This is a genomic window from Massilia sp. Root133, assembly GCF_001426525.1.
Taxonomy (GTDB): domain Bacteria; phylum Pseudomonadota; class Gammaproteobacteria; order Burkholderiales; family Burkholderiaceae_D; genus Telluria; species Telluria orientalis.
In genome coordinates this window covers 1-17,122 of record NZ_LMEW01000009.1, presented here as the reverse complement: position 1 = coordinate 17,122, position 17,122 = coordinate 1, and the positions used below count along the sequence as shown (strand labels likewise).

General features: G+C 62.6%; 23 protein-coding genes, 1 tRNA gene and 1 pseudogene. 4 read left to right on the top strand and 21 right to left on the bottom strand.

All coding sequences use genetic code 11. From position 1 onward, the window contains the following. Window positions 1-3: 3 nt before the first annotated feature. The 18 genes from rplR to ASD28_RS08925 form a co-directional block, all read right to left on the bottom strand. Entirely contained in the window at window positions 4-366 is a 363-nt protein-coding gene (gene rplR, locus ASD28_RS09010; RefSeq protein ID WP_036240357.1) for a 50S ribosomal protein L18, read from the bottom strand. A gap of 12 nt (window positions 367-378) precedes the next feature. Then, complete coding sequence (rplF, locus tag ASD28_RS09005) at window positions 379-912, bottom strand: 50S ribosomal protein L6 (protein WP_056126497.1); 534 nt, start codon at window positions 910-912, stop codon at window positions 379-381. A gap of 10 nt (window positions 913-922) precedes the next feature. Continuing rightward, window positions 923-1,318 carry a 30S ribosomal protein S8 gene (rpsH, locus tag ASD28_RS09000; protein ID WP_036240352.1) on the bottom strand — a complete coding sequence of 132 codons (396 nt, stop codon included), beginning with the start codon at window positions 1,316-1,318 and terminating at the stop codon, window positions 923-925. 14 nt (window positions 1,319-1,332) lie between these two features. After that, window positions 1,333-1,638, bottom strand: a complete 306-nt coding sequence (rpsN, locus tag ASD28_RS08995) for a 30S ribosomal protein S14 (RefSeq protein WP_056126496.1) — start codon at window positions 1,636-1,638, stop codon at window positions 1,333-1,335. 4 nt (window positions 1,639-1,642) lie between these two features. Next, on the bottom strand, window positions 1,643-2,182 hold the full coding sequence (gene rplE / locus ASD28_RS08990; protein ID WP_036240349.1) for a 50S ribosomal protein L5: 540 nt from the start codon (window positions 2,180-2,182) through the stop codon (window positions 1,643-1,645). 6 nt (window positions 2,183-2,188) lie between these two features. Then, on the bottom strand, window positions 2,189-2,503 hold the full coding sequence (gene rplX / locus ASD28_RS08985) for a 50S ribosomal protein L24 (protein WP_036240348.1): 315 nt from the start codon (window positions 2,501-2,503) through the stop codon (window positions 2,189-2,191). Window positions 2,504-2,513: 10 nt separating this feature from the next. After that, on the bottom strand, window positions 2,514-2,882 hold the full coding sequence (gene rplN / locus ASD28_RS08980; RefSeq protein WP_056126494.1) for a 50S ribosomal protein L14: 369 nt from the start codon (window positions 2,880-2,882) through the stop codon (window positions 2,514-2,516). A 354-nt stretch (window positions 2,883-3,236) separates the two neighbouring features. Next, window positions 3,237-3,509 carry a 30S ribosomal protein S17 gene (gene rpsQ / locus ASD28_RS08975; RefSeq protein ID WP_036240344.1) on the bottom strand — a complete coding sequence of 91 codons (273 nt, stop codon included), beginning with the start codon at window positions 3,507-3,509 and terminating at the stop codon, window positions 3,237-3,239. Further along, a complete protein-coding gene (rpmC, locus tag ASD28_RS08970) occupies window positions 3,506-3,697 on the bottom strand; it encodes a 50S ribosomal protein L29 (RefSeq protein ID WP_036240341.1) in 192 nt (63 codons plus the stop codon). Before rpmC ends, rpsQ begins: the two co-directional genes overlap by 4 nt. A 12-nt stretch (window positions 3,698-3,709) precedes the next feature. Then, on the bottom strand, window positions 3,710-4,129 hold the full coding sequence (gene rplP, locus ASD28_RS08965) for a 50S ribosomal protein L16 (protein ID WP_005663456.1): 420 nt from the start codon (window positions 4,127-4,129) through the stop codon (window positions 3,710-3,712). A 2-nt stretch (window positions 4,130-4,131) separates the two neighbouring features. Then, window positions 4,132-4,926, bottom strand: coding sequence for a 30S ribosomal protein S3 (gene rpsC, locus ASD28_RS08960; protein ID WP_036240339.1), 795 nt, complete (start codon window positions 4,924-4,926; stop codon window positions 4,132-4,134). Window positions 4,927-4,937: 11 nt separating this feature from the next. Next, a complete protein-coding gene (gene rplV / locus ASD28_RS08955) occupies window positions 4,938-5,270 on the bottom strand; it encodes a 50S ribosomal protein L22 (protein ID WP_179966292.1) in 333 nt (110 codons plus the stop codon). After that, window positions 5,267-5,542, bottom strand: a complete 276-nt coding sequence (rpsS, locus tag ASD28_RS08950) for a 30S ribosomal protein S19 (protein WP_036240336.1) — start codon at window positions 5,540-5,542, stop codon at window positions 5,267-5,269. The genes rplV and rpsS overlap by 4 nt, the downstream gene beginning before the upstream one ends. Before the next feature lie 9 nt (window positions 5,543-5,551). Beyond that, a complete protein-coding gene (rplB, locus tag ASD28_RS08945) occupies window positions 5,552-6,379 on the bottom strand; it encodes a 50S ribosomal protein L2 (protein WP_036240335.1) in 828 nt (275 codons plus the stop codon). After that, window positions 6,379-6,696, bottom strand: a complete 318-nt coding sequence (gene rplW / locus ASD28_RS08940) for a 50S ribosomal protein L23 (protein WP_036240333.1) — start codon at window positions 6,694-6,696, stop codon at window positions 6,379-6,381. Before rplW ends, rplB begins: the two co-directional genes overlap by 1 nt. Beyond that, complete coding sequence (gene rplD / locus ASD28_RS08935) at window positions 6,693-7,313, bottom strand: 50S ribosomal protein L4 (protein WP_056126492.1); 621 nt, start codon at window positions 7,311-7,313, stop codon at window positions 6,693-6,695. Before rplD ends, rplW begins: the two co-directional genes overlap by 4 nt. Window positions 7,314-7,316: 3 nt before the next feature. After that, window positions 7,317-7,973 carry a 50S ribosomal protein L3 gene (gene rplC / locus ASD28_RS08930; protein WP_036240330.1) on the bottom strand — a complete coding sequence of 219 codons (657 nt, stop codon included), beginning with the start codon at window positions 7,971-7,973 and terminating at the stop codon, window positions 7,317-7,319. A gap of 288 nt (window positions 7,974-8,261) precedes the next feature. Continuing rightward, window positions 8,262-8,338 (bottom strand) — tRNA-Val (locus tag ASD28_RS08925). Window positions 8,339-8,684: 346 nt separating this feature from the next. Between ASD28_RS08925 and ggpS the strand changes: the two genes are divergently transcribed. After that, complete coding sequence (gene ggpS, locus ASD28_RS08920; protein WP_056126489.1) at window positions 8,685-10,991, top strand: glucosylglycerol-phosphate synthase; 2,307 nt, start codon at window positions 8,685-8,687, stop codon at window positions 10,989-10,991. A 35-nt stretch (window positions 10,992-11,026) separates the two neighbouring features. After that, entirely contained in the window at window positions 11,027-12,082 is a 1,056-nt protein-coding gene (locus tag ASD28_RS08915; RefSeq protein WP_056126488.1) for a mechanosensitive ion channel family protein, read from the top strand. Window positions 12,083-12,086: 4 nt separating this feature from the next. On the opposite strand, the gene ASD28_RS08910 is transcribed toward ASD28_RS08915, so the two are convergent. Then, window positions 12,087-13,088 (bottom strand): LacI family DNA-binding transcriptional regulator, encoded by a 1,002-nt coding sequence (locus ASD28_RS08910; protein ID WP_056126486.1) that lies wholly within the window; start codon window positions 13,086-13,088, stop codon window positions 12,087-12,089. A 435-nt stretch (window positions 13,089-13,523) separates the two neighbouring features. Between ASD28_RS08910 and ASD28_RS08905 the strand changes: the two genes are divergently transcribed. Both ASD28_RS08905 and ASD28_RS08900 read left to right on the top strand, forming a co-directional pair. Next, window positions 13,524-14,876 (top strand): nucleobase:cation symporter-2 family protein, encoded by a 1,353-nt coding sequence (locus ASD28_RS08905; RefSeq protein WP_056126483.1) that lies wholly within the window; start codon window positions 13,524-13,526, stop codon window positions 14,874-14,876. A 77-nt stretch (window positions 14,877-14,953) separates the two neighbouring features. Then, on the top strand, window positions 14,954-16,309 hold the full coding sequence (locus ASD28_RS08900) for an 8-oxoguanine deaminase (RefSeq protein WP_056126481.1): 1,356 nt from the start codon (window positions 14,954-14,956) through the stop codon (window positions 16,307-16,309). Window positions 16,310-16,521: 212 nt separating this feature from the next. Here ASD28_RS08900 and rpsJ read toward each other — a convergent pair whose 3' ends face one another. Both rpsJ and ASD28_RS30945 read right to left on the bottom strand, forming a co-directional pair. Continuing rightward, window positions 16,522-16,839 (bottom strand): 30S ribosomal protein S10, encoded by a 318-nt coding sequence (gene rpsJ / locus ASD28_RS08895; RefSeq protein ID WP_005663509.1) that lies wholly within the window; start codon window positions 16,837-16,839, stop codon window positions 16,522-16,524. Between the two features lie 180 nt (window positions 16,840-17,019). Beyond that, window positions 17,020-17,122: pseudogene (locus ASD28_RS30945) on the bottom strand (elongation factor Tu); the annotation flags it as partial.

The following is a 17,122-nucleotide window of genomic DNA, read 5'->3' as shown; positions in this document are numbered from 1 at the left end:
TCCTTAGAACTTCAGACCAGCTTCGCGCGCGGCTTCTGCCAGCGCCTTCACACGGCCGTGGTAACGGAAACCCGAACGGTCGAATGCGACTTCGGTGATCCCTGCTTTCAGTGCTTTTTCTGCGACGCGCTTGCCAACCAGTGCGGCTGCAGCGGCGTTGCCGCCCGCACCCGACTTGCCGCCCAGCTCGGCGCGCACTTCTGCTTCCAGCGTCGAAGCCGAAACCAGGACCTTCGCATCCGGGCTGATCAGGTTCGCATAGATGTGCAGGTTGGTGCGGTGCACCGACAGGCGGTTCACGCCCAACTGCGCGATCTTGATGCGGGTTTGGCGTCCGCGACGCAGACGCGATTCTTTCTTGTCCATCGTCAGCTCCGATTATTTCTTCTTGGTTTCTTTAAGCTTCACCACTTCGTCCGCATAACGGACACCCTTGCCTTTGTACGGCTCAGGCGAGCGGTAAGCACGCACTTCTGCGGCAACCTGGCCGACCTGTTGACGGTTGATACCCTTGATCAGGATCTCGGTCGGGGTCGGGGTCGCTGCGGTGACGCCTTCCGGCATCGCGTGCAGCACAGGGTGCGAGAAGCCCAGCGACAGGTTCAGGGCGTTGCCTTGGACGGCGGCCTTGTAACCCACGCCGACCAGGGTCAGGCGCTTTTCGAAACCTTTGGTGACACCGGTCACCATGTTGTTCACCAGTGCACGCAGGGTGCCCGACATGGCGTTCGATTCGCGCGAATCGTCGATCACGTCAAAGGTCAGCGTGCCATTGTTGTTTTCCACTTTGACCAGGCCGTTCAGCGGCTGGGTCAGGGTGCCCAGCGGGCCCTTGACGGTGATCGACGACGCGTTGATCGCGACATCGGTACCGGCCGGGACGGCGATTGGCATCTTAGCTACTCGAGACATCGTCTACTCCTTAAGCCACGTAGCAAATCACTTCGCCACCGACACCGGTAGCACGTGCTTTGCGGTCGGTCATCACACCCTTCGGGGTCGAGACGATTGCCACGCCCAGGCCGTTCATGACCTGAGGGATCTCGTCTTTGCCCTTGTAGATGCGCAGGCCAGGACGGGAGACGCGCTCGATGCGCTCGATAACCGGACGGCCGACGTAGTATTTCAAACCGATTTTCAGTTCAGCCTTGCCACCTTCGGTGGACACGGCGTAATCTTCGATGTAACCCTCATCCTTCAGGACGTTGGCAATCGCAACTTTCAGCTTGGACGACGGCATTTCGACGGTGGTCTTCTGCACGCCTTGCGCGTTGCGAATACGGGTCAGCATATCGGCGATAGGATCGCTCATACTCATTGCTTATTCTCCTATTACCAGCTAGCTTTGGTCATACCCGGGATTTCGCCTTTCATGGCGAATTCGCGGAGTTTAATACGGGCCAGACCGAATTTACGGAAAGTGCCACGAGGACGGCCGGTCATGGCGCAGCGGTTACGCTGGCGGGTCGGGGCCGAGTTACGCGGCAGGGCCTGCAGCTTCAGGCGTGCTTCGTAACGCTCTTCTTCGGTCTTCGACTGGTCGTCGATGATTGCTTTCAGAGCGGCACGCTTTGCGGCGAATTTCTCCACCAGGTCTGCACGCTTCTGTTCGCGGTTAATCAGTGCAAGTTTTGCCATGTTCTTAGTTCCGGAACGGGAATTTGAATGCGGCGAGCAGCGCTTTGGCTTCTTCGTCGGTCTTAGCGGTCGTGGTGATCGAGATGTTCATGCCACGCAGCGCATCGATCTTGTCGTAATCGATTTCCGGGAAGATGATCTGCTCTTTGACGCCGATGTTGTAGTTGCCGCGACCATCGAACGATTTGCCGCTGACGCCACGGAAGTCACGCACGCGCGGCAGGGCCACGGTGATGAAACGGTCCAGGAATTCGTACATGCGGGCGCCACGCAGGGTCACCATCGTGCCGATCGGGTAGCCTTCGCGGATCTTGAAACCTGCGATTGCCTTGCGAGCCTTGGTCACGACCGGCTTCTGGCCAGCGATCTTCGTCAGGTCGCCGGTTGCGTGCTCGATGATCTTCTTGTCGGCGACAGCTTCCGACAGACCCATATTCAGGGTGATCTTGGTCAGGCGCGGCACTTCCATCACCGACTTGTAACCGAATTTTTCGGTCAGTTCGGCAACGACTTTGTCTTTATAAACTTGTTGGAGACGGGCCATTTCTCATTACCCTTTCACTACTTCGCCGTTCGACTTGAAGACGCGGACTTTTTTGCCATCCACTTCTTTGAAGCCAACGCGATCAGCCTTGCCGGTCGCTGCATTGAACAGCGCGACGTTCGACACGTGAATCGGCATGGTCTTGTCGACGATACCACCAGTTACGCCGGTCATCGGGTTCGGCTTGACGGCCTTCTTGGCCACGTTCACGCCTTCGACGATGACGTGCTCAGCATCTACACGCTGCTGAACGACACCGCGCTTGCCTTTGTCTTTACCGGCCAGAACGATGACTTCGTCGTTTTTACGAATCTTATCCATTGCTGCTCCCTTACAGAACTTCAGGTGCCAGGGACACGATCTTCATGAACTTCTCGGTACGCAGTTCGCGCGTCACCGGTCCGAAGATGCGGGTACCGATCGGCTCCAGCTTGCTGTTCAGCAGGACGGCGGCATTGCCGTCGAACTTCACCAGGGAGCCGTCCTGGCGGCGCACACCTTTAGCGGTACGCACGACCACGGCGTTGTAGATTTCACCTTTCTTGACGCGGCCGCGCGGAGCAGCTTGCTTCACGGTGACCTTGATCACGTCGCCAATGCTGGCGTAACGGCGCTTGGAGCCGCCCAATACCTTGATGCACAGAACTTCTTTTGCACCGGTATTGTCGGCCACTTCGAGCCGGCTTTCGGTTTGAATCATGATATTTTCTTTCCCAACTTAAGCCGAAGAAACCCCACGGAAAACCGTAGGCCTGCGGTCAGTCTTGGTCCCGCCGTCCGCACTCATTGCAAGCGCGTACGTTTGGGTGATTGGACTTTCCAATGTTCGTTGCAGGCCGCAGTTACCGAAGGACAAACTGCGGCAACACATGAACGAAGCCCGCTAGTATTCCACATACCAGCGGGCCACGCAAGACAAATTTTCCGGGGGCGTTGTAAAACCTACTGCGCGTCGCATTGTCGGTCTGCGATGCTCACCGTACGTCCGTACGGCTGCGCTTCTCGACCAACACTGCTTCCGCTCGCTACGGTTTTACAAGGCCCCGGTTTTGGATCAGAGAACCGGAGCGACCTGCAGAACTTTGGTCAGGGTCCAAGCCTTCGTCTTCGAGATCGGGCGACCTTCCGCGATCTCGACGGTGTCGCCGATTTTCGCCTGGTTGGTCTCGTCGTGCGCGTGATACTTGTTCGAACGCACGATGATCTTGCCGTACAGCGGGTGCTTGACGTGACGTTCGATCAGCACGGTCACCGTCTTGTCCATCTTGTCGGACACGACTTTGCCGACCAGCGTACGCTTCAGCGCCGTTTTAGTGGTGTCGTTCATTTGGCTTCCTTCTGGTTCATCACAGTCTTGACACGCGCGATATCGCGGCGCACCTTCTTGAGCTGGGCGGTGTTCGTCAGTTGCTGCGTAGCGATTTGCATGCGCAGGCCGAACTGTGCCTTCAGCAGCTCATTCAGCTCTTGTTGCAGAGCTGCCTGGTCCTTGCCGCGGAGTTCCGTTGCTTTCATTCTTAACTCCTGTTATTGACCGACTTGACGCACGACGAACGTCGTCGCCAGCGGCAGTTTGGCGGCAGCCAGACGGAAGGCTTCGCGCGCCAGTTCTTCAGCGACGCCGTCCATTTCGTACAGGACCTTGCCCGGCTGGATCTCGGCCACGTAGTACTCCGGATTACCTTTACCGTTACCCATACGGACTTCAGCCGGCTTGTTCGAGATCGGCTTGTCCGGGAAGATACGGATCCAGATACGGCCGCCACGCTTGATGTGACGGGTCATGGCACGACGTGCAGCTTCGATCTGGCGTGCGGTGATACGGCCGCGGGCAACTGCCTTCAGACCGAATTCGCCGAACGAGACCGCGGTGCCGCGGGTGTGCGAAATGCCGGTGTTGCGGCCTTTCTGCTCTTTACGATACTTTCTGCGGGATGGCTGCAGCATGCTTATTCTCCTGCTTTCTCAGCGGCCGGCTTGGCAGCACGGCGGCCTGCGGGTGCGGTACCTGGCTTGGCGCCCGGGCGGCCACGGCCAGCCGGTTTGCCATCGTCACGACGCGGACCGCGCGGCTTTTTCTCGTCGGCCGGAACGTCGATCACCGGTGCTTCGCCGGTCGGCGAACGGTCACCCTTGTAGACCCAGACTTTCACGCCGATGATGCCGTACGTGGTCGAGGCTTCGCTGGTGCCGTAGTCGATGTCGGCGCGCAGGGTGTGCAGGGGCACACGGCCTTCGCGGTACCATTCGGTACGCGCGATCTCGATGCCGTTCAGGCGGCCCGACGACATGATCTTGATGCCGACGGCGCCCAGACGCATGGCGTTCTGCATGGCGCGCTTCATCGCGCGGCGGAACATGATGCGCTTTTCGAGCTGCTGGGCGATCGAATCGGCGATCAGCTGCGAGTCGATTTCCGGCTTGCGGATCTCTTCGATATTGACGTGCACCGGCACGCCCATGATCTTCGTCAGCGACGACTTCAGGACTTCGATGTCTTCGCCCTTCTTGCCGATGACGACGCCCGGACGCGACGAGTAGATCGTGAAGCGCGCATTCTTGGCCGGACGCTCGATGACGATGCGGCCGACGGAGGCGTTCTTCAGTTTCTTCTTCAGGAAAGCGCGGGCTTCCAGGTCTTCCTTCAGCATGTCGGCGAAGTTGCCGTTGCCAGCGTACCAGCGCGATGCCCAGTTACGGGTGACCGCCAGGCGGAAGCCGGTTGGGTGGATTTTCTGACCCATCGTGTGACTCCTTAGTTACCGACAGTCACGAAGATGTGACAGGATTGTTTCGAAATGCGATCACCGCGGCCTTTGGCACGTGCCGTAAAGCGCTTGAGGATCGGGCCCTTTTCGACATAGATCTGAACGACCTTCAGTTCGTCGATGTCGGCACCATCGTTGTGCTCGGCGTTCGCGATTGCGGACTCCAGCACTTTCTTGATGATGGTCGCGCCTTTTTTCGGGCTGAACTGCAGGATGTTCAGCGCGGCGTCGACTTTCTTGCCGCGGATCAGATCGGCGACGAGGCGGCCTTTCTGTTCCGACAGGCGGACGCCTTTGAGGATAGCTTTAGTTTCCATTATTTCTTCGCCTTCTTGTCAGCGGCGTGGCCCTTGAACGTGCGGGTCAGGGCGAATTCGCCCAGCTTGTGACCCACCATGTTCTCGGACACGTACACCGGCACGTGCACTTTACCGTTGTGGACGGCGATCGTCAGACCGATGAAGTCCGGGGTGATCGTCGAGCGGCGCGACCAGGTTTTGACCGGCTTTTTGTCTTTGTTCGCTTGCGCGGCTTCGACTTTTTTCACCAGGTGGGCGTCAATGAACGGCCCTTTTTTCAATGAACGAGTCATGTCTTATCCTTATTTCTTGCCGCGGCGCGAGACGATCATCGACGACGTGCGCTTGTTCGAACGCGTCTTCTTGCCCTTCGTCTGCTGGCCCCATGGCGACACCGGATGACGACCGGCAGCCGTACGACCTTCACCACCACCGTGCGGGTGGTCGATCGGGTTCATCACCACACCGCGAACGGTCGGGCGGACACCGCGCCAGCGCATTGCACCGGCTTTACCGATCTTGCGCAGGTTGTGCTCGCCGTTGCCGACTTCGCCAACCGTTGCGCGGCACTCGATGTGCACGCGGCGCACTTCACCCGAACGCAGGCGAACCTGAGCGTAGGTACCTTCGCGAGCCATCAGCACGACGCCGGCGCCTGCGGTACGGGCCATCTGGGCACCCTTACCCGGCAGCATTTCGACGCAGTGCATGGTGGTGCCGACCGGGATGTTACGGATCGGCAGGCAGTTACCCGACTTGATCGGCGCTTCCGAGCCGTTCATGACGGTATCGCCCACGGCCATGCCTTTGGTGGCGATGATGTACGCGCGGAAACCGTCGGCGTAGCACACCAGAGCGATGTGCGCGCTGCGGTTCGGGTCGTATTCAATGCGCTCGACCTTGGCCGGGATACCGTCCTTGTTGCGCTTGAAGTCGACCACGCGGTAGTGGTGCTTGTGGCCACCGCCGATGTGGCGGGTGGTGATGTGACCGTTGTTGTTACGGCCAGCGGTCTTCGATTTCTTCTCAACCAGGGCTGCAAACGGACGACCCTTGTACAGGTCGGCGTTCACAACCTTCACCATGCCGCGGCGGCCTGGGGAGGTTGGCTTCATCTTAACGAGTGCCATTATTTAGCCTCCTCGACAAAATTGATTTCCTGGCCCGGCTTCAGGGCCACGAAAGCGCGCTTGGTGTGGTTGCGGCGACCGGTGAAACGGCCCGAACGCTTCTGCTTGCCTTCGCGGTTCACGGTCTGCACCGATTCCACTTCGACTTTGAACAGCAGCTCGACGGCGGCTTTGATTTCCGGCTTGGTCGCGTCCGGCAGGACCTTGAACACGATCTGTTCGTTCTTTTCCGCGACGAAGGTCGCCTTTTCGGAAATGACCGGAGCCAGCAGCACCTTCATCAGGCGCTCTTCGCTGAATTTGATTGCGGCGCTCATGCGTACATCTCCTCGATCTTGGCCAGAGCAGCTTTGGTGACCAGGACTTTCTTGTAGAACACCAGCGACATCGGGTCGGCGTGCTTCGGCTCGACAACCAGCACGTTCGGCAGGTTGCGCGATGCCAGCAGCAGGTTTTCATCGATGGTGTCGGTGATCACCAGGACCGAGTCCAGACCCATGCCCTGCAGCTTTTGCGACAGCAGCTTGGTCTTCGGTGCTTCGACGGTCAGGTTCTCGATGACGCTCAGGCGGTCTTCGCGGGCCAGCTGCGAGAAGATCGAGCAGATACCTGCGCGATGCATCTTCTTGTTGACCTTGTGCGAGAAGTTCTCGTCCGGCGAGTTCGGGAAGATACGACCACCACCGCGCCACAGCGGCGACGACGACATACCGGCACGAGCACGGCCCGTACCTTTTTGACGCCACGGCTTCTTGGTCGTGTGGGAGACTTCTTCACGATCCTTCTGCTTGCGGTTGCCCGAGCGCGCGTTGGCGGCGTAGGCGACCACGATCTGGTGGATCAGGGCTTCGTTGTAGTCACGGCCGAACACGGTGTCGGCGGCGTTGACTGCGGCGCCAGCTTGACCTTGCTCATTCAGGAGCTTCAGTTCCATCTCTTACGCTCCTTTCTTGGCTTTGACTTTGACTGCCGGCTTGACGATCACTTGACCGTTCTTGGCGCCAGGAACGGCACCCTTAACCAGCAGCAGTTGACGCTCGGCGTCGATACGGGCGATTTCCAGGTTCTGGGTGGTGACAGTGACATCACCCATGTGACCGGTCATGCGCTTACCCGGGAACACACGGCCCGGATCCTGTGCCATACCGATGGAACCCGGCACGTTGTGCGAACGCGAGTTACCGTGGGTGGCGCGGCCCGACGAGAAGTTGTAACGCTTGATGGTACCGGCGTAGCCTTTACCGATCGAGGTGCCTTGCACGTCGATCTTCTGGCCCACTTCGAACAGCGAGACGTTGACTGCGTCGCCAGCTTTGAAACCAGCGGCTTGAGCGGCTTCGACGCGGAATTCCTTCAGCATCGTGCCAGCTTCGACGCCAGCTTTGGCGTAGTGACCGGCAGCGGCCTTGTTCACGCGGGAAGCGCGACGTTGACCGAAGACGACCTGAACTGCGGCATAACCATCAGTTTCAGGAGTTTTGATTTGCGCAACACGGTTGTTCGACACGTCCAGCACGGTGACGGGAATCGAATCGCCGTCGTCCGTGAAGATGCGCATCATGCCAACCTTGCGACCGAGAAGGCCCAGGCTCATTTTTTCTCCATTCCCACCTACGATTGGGCGGGGCTAGTTGACTATCGGAAGTTTTAAAAAAACTTCCTCTTAAACGCGTGGGCCAAAAAAAGATAGGCCCACACCGAAGCCGGCTAGTATAGCGCGCGCAACGGATGGACGCAACAGGAAAATGCGAAGCTGACGCGGCCTGTTGCGCTTTACGCTAGAGTCGTGGAGATCAGAGAATCCGTTCAAGCTGAACGGCACAGAAAAGACACCTTGGCATCTTTTCTCTACAGGCTCGAGGCCTGCGATATGGAGGAATTCTGGTGGGCGGTGCAGGATTCGAACCTGCGACCCCTTGGATGTCGACCAAGTATTCTAACCAGCTGAACTAACCGCCCGGGGAGCCGCATTATACGAGGATGTTTTAGCAAAGCGCAATACCCAATCCAAAAAACTCGTCATTCCGTGATTCGGTGCAAACGTCTCACGGGTTGTCGATGTTATTTTGCAATGTTATCCTTGACGGGTTCCACCGGGGACGAGCGCCGTCTCACACCATAAATACAATCCTCACGCTGGCGCCCCGTTTCAAGCTCACCGTCCGTCCCCGTCGCGTGGATGCCAAGCCGCATCCGCTTTCCTGCGCGCGCACCCGGCCACCGGCCGCGGCCCTGCACGCCTCACTCCCTGCCACGTCCGCGCTCGAGCGGGCCGCGTGGCGGACATCGCTCGACAAGGATGACCATGACCGCATTGCCTTTCCGTTCCCGTACCCCTCACCTCGATCCGCGCAAGCTCGTGCTCGCCACCGACCTCGACGGCACCCTGCTGGCCGGCCCGCAGGAAGCGCGCCGGAGAGTGCGCGAGCTGTTCGGCGGCGGCCTGGAAGGTGCCACGCTCGTGTTCGTCACGGGCCGCGGACTGGAATCCGTGATGCCCCTGCTGGCCGATCCGACCATTCCCACGCCCGACTACATCATCGCCGACGTGGGCGCCACTATCGTGCACGGCAACCTGCGTCCCGTCGAACCGCTGCACCATGAGATCGCGGCGCGCTGGCCCGGCAGCCAGGCCGTGCTGAAGGCGCTGGCCGGCTTTCCGCAGCTGGAACGCCAGAGCGTGCCGCAAGAGCGGCGCTGCTCGTTCATCGCGCCCGAGGGTGCCGTCACGCCGGCGCTGCGCAGCACGGTGCAGGCGCTCGGCTGCGAGCTGCTGTTCTCCGCCGGGCGCTACCTGGACGTGCTGCCGCGCGGCGTCGGCAAGGGTCCCGCGCTGCGCCGGCTGATCGATGCGGCCGGCTTCGACCCGGCCCACGTCGTCGTCGCGGGCGACACCCTGAACGACCTGTCGCTGTTCGAGACGGGCTTGCGCGGCGTGGTCGTGGGCGGCGCGGAGCCCGCGCTCGTCGCGCGCGTGCGCCGCATGCCCAGCGTGTTCATCGCGGAAAACGCCGGCTGCGGCGGCATCCTCGACGGCCTCGCCCACCACGGCCTGCGCGCGCATCACGCGGGCACGGCGGAGGTCGCGCACCTGCCCGGCAAGGCCGAACTCGTGATGGTCTACCACCGGCTGCCGTTCGACGAGGCGGTCGAGGATGGCGTGGCCGTGCGGCGCCGCCCGAAAAGCCCGAACGGCATCATGCCGACCCTGCTGAGCCTGTTTTCGGGCGGCCGCACGGGGTCCTGGGTCGCGTGGTCGCAGCAGGACTCGCGCGATCCGGACGGTTTTGCGAGCCACGTCGCCGTCGATCCGGAGCAGTATCCGAACCTGCAGGCGGCGCGCATCGCGCTGACCGAAGAGGACATCGACCTGTTCTATAAAAAGTTTTCGAAAGAGGCGTTCTGGCCGATCATCTTCTCGTTCCCGGACCGCGCCGAATTCCGCCAGGACCATTGGGAACGCTACCTCGACGTGAACCGCCTGTTCGCCGAGCAGGCCGCGCGCGAGGCGGCGGAAGGCGCCACCGTCTGGGTGCACGACTACAACCTGTGGATGGTGCCCGCATTCCTGCGCCCGCTGCGTCCGGACCTGAAGATCGCGTTCTTCCACCACACCGCCTTCCCGTCCAGCGACGTCTTCAACATCCTGCCGTGGCGCCGCGACATCGTCGCCAGCCTGCTGCAATGCGACTACGTGGGCTTCCACATCCCCCGCTACGTCGAGAACTTCGTCGATGCGGCCCGCTCCTGCGCGCCGGTCGAGGTCGTCGCCAGCGCCCCGTGCGCGCCCCGCTTCCTCACCTATGGCTGCGCGCTGGGCGTCGACACGACGACGACGGCGATCGAGGCCGGCGGCCGCCGCGTCGCGCTGGGTGCCCATCCGGTCGGCACGGACGTCGCGCTGATCGGGCGCTTGATGCGGACGCCGCAGGTCGCGGCGGATCTCGCCGAGATCGACGGTTACCTGGCCGGCCGCACCGGCATCGTCTCGATCGAGCGCCTGGACTACGTAAAAGGGTCGCTGGAAAAGCTGCAGGCGTTCGAGCGCCTGCTGGAGCAGCATCCGGCGCTGGCGGGCAAGGTCACGCTGCTGAACATCATCACGCCCGCCGCGCCCGGCATGGAGATCTACGACACGCTGCGCGAAGAACTGGACCGCACGGTGGGCCGGATCAACGGGCGTTTCTCGACGCTGGACTGGGTGCCGGTACGCTATTTTTATCGCTCGCTGCCGTTCGAGGCCGTGCTGGCCCATTACGCGGCCTGCGACATCGCGTGGATCACGCCGCTGCGCGACGGCCTGAACCTCGTCGCGAAGGAATACATCGCGGCACGCCACGCGGTCGGCAAGCCGGGCGTATTGATCCTGTCGGAATTCGCCGGCGCCGCGGTCGAACTGCACGGCGCCCTGCTGACGAATCCCTACGACGCGCATTCGATGACGGACAGGCTGTACCGCGCCATTACAATGGGGCCCGACGAGGCCGCCTACCGCGCGGAGCGCATGGCCGCCATCGTCGCCGACCATGACGTCGCGCGCTGGGGCGGGGAGTTCCTCGCCGCCGTCGCCGACGCGGCAGCCGGCACCGAGGCATTGCCCGAAGCCGCCTGAGCAATCCCACCGCAACCACCGGAAAGGATGATCGGATGAATGTAGTGTTTTTCGATAACACGACGCTGGCCTGGCTCACGGCCCTCGGCATCGCGGCCGGCGTCGCGCTGGCCCTGTACGTCGCCAAGAAGCTGGGCGTGCACCACTTGCGCAAGCTGGCCGAGCGCACGGAGACGCGGCTGGACGACATTGCCGTCGAAGCGCTCGACGGCACGCGGCTGCTGGCCATCGTCATCATGGGCCTGTTCGCGGGCAGCAAGTTCCTCGTACTGCCGCCCGAGGTACATCTGTTCGCGGCGCGGGCCGCCATCGTCACGGGCCTGATCCAGGCCGCCGTCTGGGGCCACCGCGCCCTGCGCGCCTGGCTGACGGACTATTACCAGAATCGCGCCGACGACCCGGCCCGCGCCACGTCGGCGGCGGCCGTCGGCTTCATCGCGCAGACCGTGCTGTGGACCGTGCTGATGCTGATGGTGCTGGACAATCTGGGCGTCAACATCACGACGCTCGTCGCCTCGCTGGGGATCGGCGGCATCGCGGTGGCACTGGCCGTCCAGAACATCCTGGGCGACCTGTTCGCATCGCTGTCCATCGTGCTCGACAAGCCCTTCGTGGTCGGCGACTTCATCATCGTCGACAAATACCTGGGCACCGTGGAATACGTGGGCCTGAAGACGACCCGGCTGCGCAGCCTGGGCGGCGAGCAGCTCGTGTTCTCGAACGCGGACCTGCTCAAGAGCCGGCTGCAGAACATGACGCGCATGAGCCGGCGCCGCGTCGTGTTCACGGTCGCCGTCGCGTACGAGACGCCGACGGACAAGCTGCGCCTGATTCCGCCGCTGCTGACGGAACTCGTCAAGGCGCAGGAAGGCGTGACGTTCGACCGCGCCCATTTCGCCGGCATGGTGGCGCCCTCGCTGAACTTCGACGTCGTGTACTGGGTGGAGTCGGCGGATTACGTCCGCTACATGGACATCCAGCAGGAGATCTATCTGCAGCTGATGGACCGTTTCGCCGCGCTGGAGATCGAGTTCGCGTTTCCGACGCAGCGGCTGCATCTGCACGATGCGCGCGAGCCGGCGACCACCTGACGGATCATTGCGGCGGCGCGGTCGATGCCCGCACGACGAGCGTGCTGGCCAGCGCCGTGCTGCGCGGCGGCGCGTACTGGCCGCGTATGCGATCGATCAATAGCTCGATCGCAAGATTCGCCATGTCGCGCTTGGGCGGCGCCACCGTCGTCAGCGGCGGCAGCGCATAGCCCGCGCCGGCGATATCGTCATAGCCGACCACGGACAACTGCGCCGGCACGCGCACCCCGGCCGCACCGGCGGCGCACAGGCCGCCCAGCGCCATCAGGTCGCTCGTGACGAACACGGCGGTCGGGCGTTGCGTCTGGCCCAGCAGGCGCGTAAAGGCCGCGTGGCCGCCCGCGCTCGTGAATTCCTCGTGCACGATGCGGTCCGGCGCCACCGCCAGCCCCGCCTCCGCCATCGCACGCAGGAAGCCGCCGACGCGTTCGCGCGTGCGCGGCAGGTCGGCCGGGCCGGACACGCAGGCGATCTCGCGGTGCCCCAGTTCGACCAGGTGGCGCGTGGCCTGGTAGCCCCCCTCTTCCTGACCGGCCAGGACGAGGTCCGCATCGAGCCCGGGCAGCGCCCGTTCCAGCTGGACGATCGGGACGGCTTGATGGCGCAGCAACAGATCCTGTTCGTCGTCGGCGCCGCTGGCGACGAGGACCATGCCGTCGATGCGCTTTTCCATCAGCAGCCGCAGATAGGCGGCCTGCTTCCGTGCGCCGCCGTGCGCGTTGCAGAGGATGATGTTGTAGCCGAGCTCGAACGCCGCGTCCTCGATCCAGCGGATCAGTTCGGCGAAGTATGGATTGGACGAGTTCGGCACGAGCACGCCGATGGTGTGGGTCTTGTCGTTCTTGAGGCTGCGGGCGACGGCGCTGGGGATGTAGCGCATCTCGTCGATGATGCCGAGCACGCGCTGGCGCACGTCGTTGCTGACGACGCGCGTGTTGTTGATCACGTGCGAGACCGTGGAGATCGACACCCCGGCACGCTCCGCTACCTGTTTCATGGTCGCCATCGCTTCCTCCTGAGGCGCGATTATTACCGATGTGTTTCAGTAATTACAACTCCCGGGGTTCATTCTTCAAGATCAGGTCGCTATCCGGCTTATCAAGAGGGCTGTGGCCGGCCAGTCGATCTGATATTTCCACGCAAAACGGTCTTGAAAAATTGTATACAGAGGACGCCAAAAATCCCCGCCTTCCCTCTGTGAGACAGCAGAATCACCCACTTCTTAGCCAATAGAAACTGTATACAAATTCGTTGACAGTGCCGGCATGCAGGGGCATCATGATTTGAAAACAAGCCGCCGCAGAGTGGCCCAAGCATTGTGGAGACGTCGCAATCGGTTGCATCCGGATCCCGGATTGCCTGCCGTGGTTCACCGTCTCCACCGTCCGGAAATCATCGAACCACCCGACGCAGTTCAGGACAACATTCGACGGAGACACATATGAACAATCTGCTGTACAAGGTCGACGACCGCCCCCCTCTCATCACCACGACCCTCCTCGCCGCCCAGCACATGCTGGCCGCCCTCGGCGGCATCATCGCCGTGCCGCTCGTCGTCGGCGCCATCCTCAAATTGCCCGCGGACCAGGTCGTCGCGCTCGTCAACGCGGCGCTGCTGGGCTCGGGCATCGTCACGATCGTCCAGTGCAAGGGCATCGGCCCCGTCGGCATCCGGCTGCCGTGCGTGATGGGCACCAGCTTCGCCTTCGTCGGCGCGGCCATCAGCATCGGTTTCGAGCATGGCGTGGCGGGCATCCTCGGCTCGTCGCTCGCAGGCTCCGTCGTCATGATCGTCGGCAGTTTCTTCATGCCGCAGATCCGCAAACTGTTCCCGCACCAGGTGACGGCCGTCGTCGTCACGATGATCGGCCTGTCGCTCGTCCCCGTCGCCGTCGACTGGGCGGCCGGTGGCAAGGCGCCGGGCGCGGACTACGGCGCGCCCGCGAACCTGGGCATCGCACTGTTCGTGCTGGCCATCGTCGTCGCGCTCGTCCAGTTCGGCAAAGGCATCATCTCCGCCTCCGCCATCGTGATCGGCATCGCGATCGGCTACGCCGTCTGCCTGGGCCTGGGCCTCGTCGACTTCTCGAGCGTGCAGAAGGCCGCCGTGTTCGCGCTGCCGCAGCCGCTGCACTTCGGCATGAGCTTCCCGCCGAGCGGCATCTTCGCGATGGCCCTGGCCTACGTCGTGACGATGGTCGAAACGACCGGCACCTTCATGGCGCTGGGCGCCGCGACCGAAACGAAGATGCGCGGCACGCTGCTCAAGCGCGGCGTGCTGTGCGACGGCGTCGGCTCCGCATTCGCCTCGACGCTGGGCGCGCCGCCGATGTCGACGTTCGCGCAGAACGTGGGCGTCATCTCGCTGACCGGTGTCGCGAGCCGCCACGTGGTCGCCCTCACCGGCGTGATGCTGGCGCTGGCCGGCCTGTTCCCGGTGCTGGGCGCCGTCGTCGTCACGATCCCGCAGCCCGTGCTGGGCGGCGCGGGCCTCATGATGTTCGCGATGATTCTTACCGCCGGCGTGCAGATGCTGGGCAAGGTCGAGCACGACAGGCGCACGGGCCTCATCATCGCCGTCTCGATCGGCTGCGGGCTCGCCGTCAGCGTGCGTCCGGAACTGCTGGCCAAGCTGCCGCCGTTCGTGAACGAAATCTTCGGCTCGGGCATCAGCACGGGCGCCATCATGGCCGTCCTGCTGAACCTGGTGCTGCCGAACCGTCCCGTGGAAGTCCACGACGACGAAGAAGACGTCCCCCAGCCGCTGCTGGTCAAAGACCTGGAGGCGGTCTGACGGGGATACTCCCGACATTGTTTCCGCAGTGCCCGCGCATTGTTTCCGCAGTGTTGAAATCTAAAAAAGTGGAACTTATGAGCAAAACTCTCCTGATCAAGAATGCGCGCGTCCTCGTCACGATGGACGCGCAACGCCGCGAAATCGAAGACGGTGCCGTCTTCATCCGCGACAACGTGATCGTCAGCGTGGGCACGACGGACGCACTCCCCCAGGACGCCGACGAGGTGATCGACGCGGCCGGCCACGTCGTCATCCCCGGCCTCGTCAACACGCACCATCATATGTACCAGAGTCTCACGCGCGTCATCCCGGCCGCGCAGGACGGCGAACTCTTCAACTGGCTGACGAACCTGTACCCCGTGTGGGCGAACCTGACGGGCGAGATGGTCCACGTGTCGACGCTCACCGCGATGGCGGAACTGATCCTGTCGGGCTGCACGACGAGCAGCGACCACCTGTACATCTACCCGAACGATTGCCGCCTCGACGACAGCATCGAAGCGGCGCACACCATCGGCATGCGCTTCCACGCGGCGCGCGGCGCGATGAGCGTGGGCCGCTCGAAAGGCGGCCTGCCGCCGGACAGCGTCGTGGAAGACGAAGCGGCGATCCTGAAGGACACGCAGCGGCTGATCGAAACGTACCACGACGCGTCGCGCCACGCGATGCAGCGGATCGTCGTGGCGCCCTGCTCGCCGTTCTCCGTGTCGCGCGACCTGATGAAGGAAGCGGCGCTGCTGGCGCGCAGCCACGGCGTGTCGCTGCACACGCACCTCGCGGAAAACGTCAACGACATCGCGTACAGCCGCGAGAAGTTCGCGATGACGCCGGCCGAATATGCGGAAGACTGCGGGTGGGTCGGCCACGACGTGTGGCACGCGCACTGCGTGCAGCTGGACGATGCGGGCATCGGCCTGTTCGCGCGGACCGGCACCGGCGTCGCGCACTGCCCGTGCTCGAACATGCGCCTCGCGTCCGGCATCGCGCCCGTGCGCAAGATGGTCGACGCCGGCGTGCCCGTGGGCCTCGGCGTGGACGGCAGCGCGTCGAACGACGGCGCCCACATGCTGGGCGAAGTGCGCCAGGCGATGCTGCTGCAGCGCGTGGGCTTCGGTCCGGATGCGATGACCGCGCGCCAGGCGCTGGAACTCGCCACGCTGGGCGGCGCGAAAGTGCTGAACCGCGACGACATCGGCAGCATCGCGCCGGGCATGTCGGCGGATATCGTCATGTTCAAGCTGGATGGCGTGGGCTTCGCGGGCGCGCTGCACGACCCGGTGGCGGCGCTCGTGTTCTGCACGCCGGCCAACGTCAATCACAGCGTCATCAACGGCAAGGTTGTCGTGAAGGATGGGGTGTTGAGGACGGTCGACCTGCCGGTCGTGCTGGAGCGGCATAACCGGCTGGCGGAGGAGTTGGCGCTGGCCTAGTCGTCGTTCCCGCGAAAGCGGGAAACCATGCAGAGCGGCAGAATTCAGTATGGCGGAAACGCCGCAATGCGCTTCAATTTCGACTTCGTATCTTCAGCATGGGTCCCCGCTTTCGCGGGGATGACGTGCAAAAGCAAACGGCCCATCTACCGCGAAGTAGATGGGCCGTTTTGCATGCGCCGGCGGCAGGGCCGCCGTGGCGCTTGATACGATTACTGCAGCTTGATTTCGACGTCAACGCCAGCCGGCAGGTCCAGCTTCATCAGCGCGTCGACGGTCTTGTCGGTCGGGTCCACGATGTCCATCAGACGCTGGTGCGTACGGATTTCGAACTGGTCGCGCGAGGTCTTGTTGACGTGCGGGGAACGCAGCACGTCGAAACGCTGGATGCGGGTCGGCAGCGGAACCGGGCCCTTGACGACTGCGCCGGTGCGCTTGGCGGTGTCGACGATTTCCAGAGCGGACTGGTCGATCAGCTTGTAGTCGAACGCTTTCAGGCGGATACGGATTTTCTGATTCGGAGCGGACATGCTATTTCCTTAAAAAAGAACGAACCGGCACACGGGCCGGCAATCATGTGTCAGGTACTGCGTGTACTGCGGAGGGGACGGCAGTATAACACCGTTTTATCCCTTACTGCTCAAACAGAAGGGACAGAACTTTCGTCCTGCCCCTTCTGTCGTATTGCGACTACTTGGATGATCGCTAAATTAAGCGATGATCTTGGCAACCACGCCGGCGCCGACGGTACGGCCGCCTTCGCGGATTGCGAAGCGCAGACCTTCTTCCATCGCGATCGGAGCGATCAGCTTG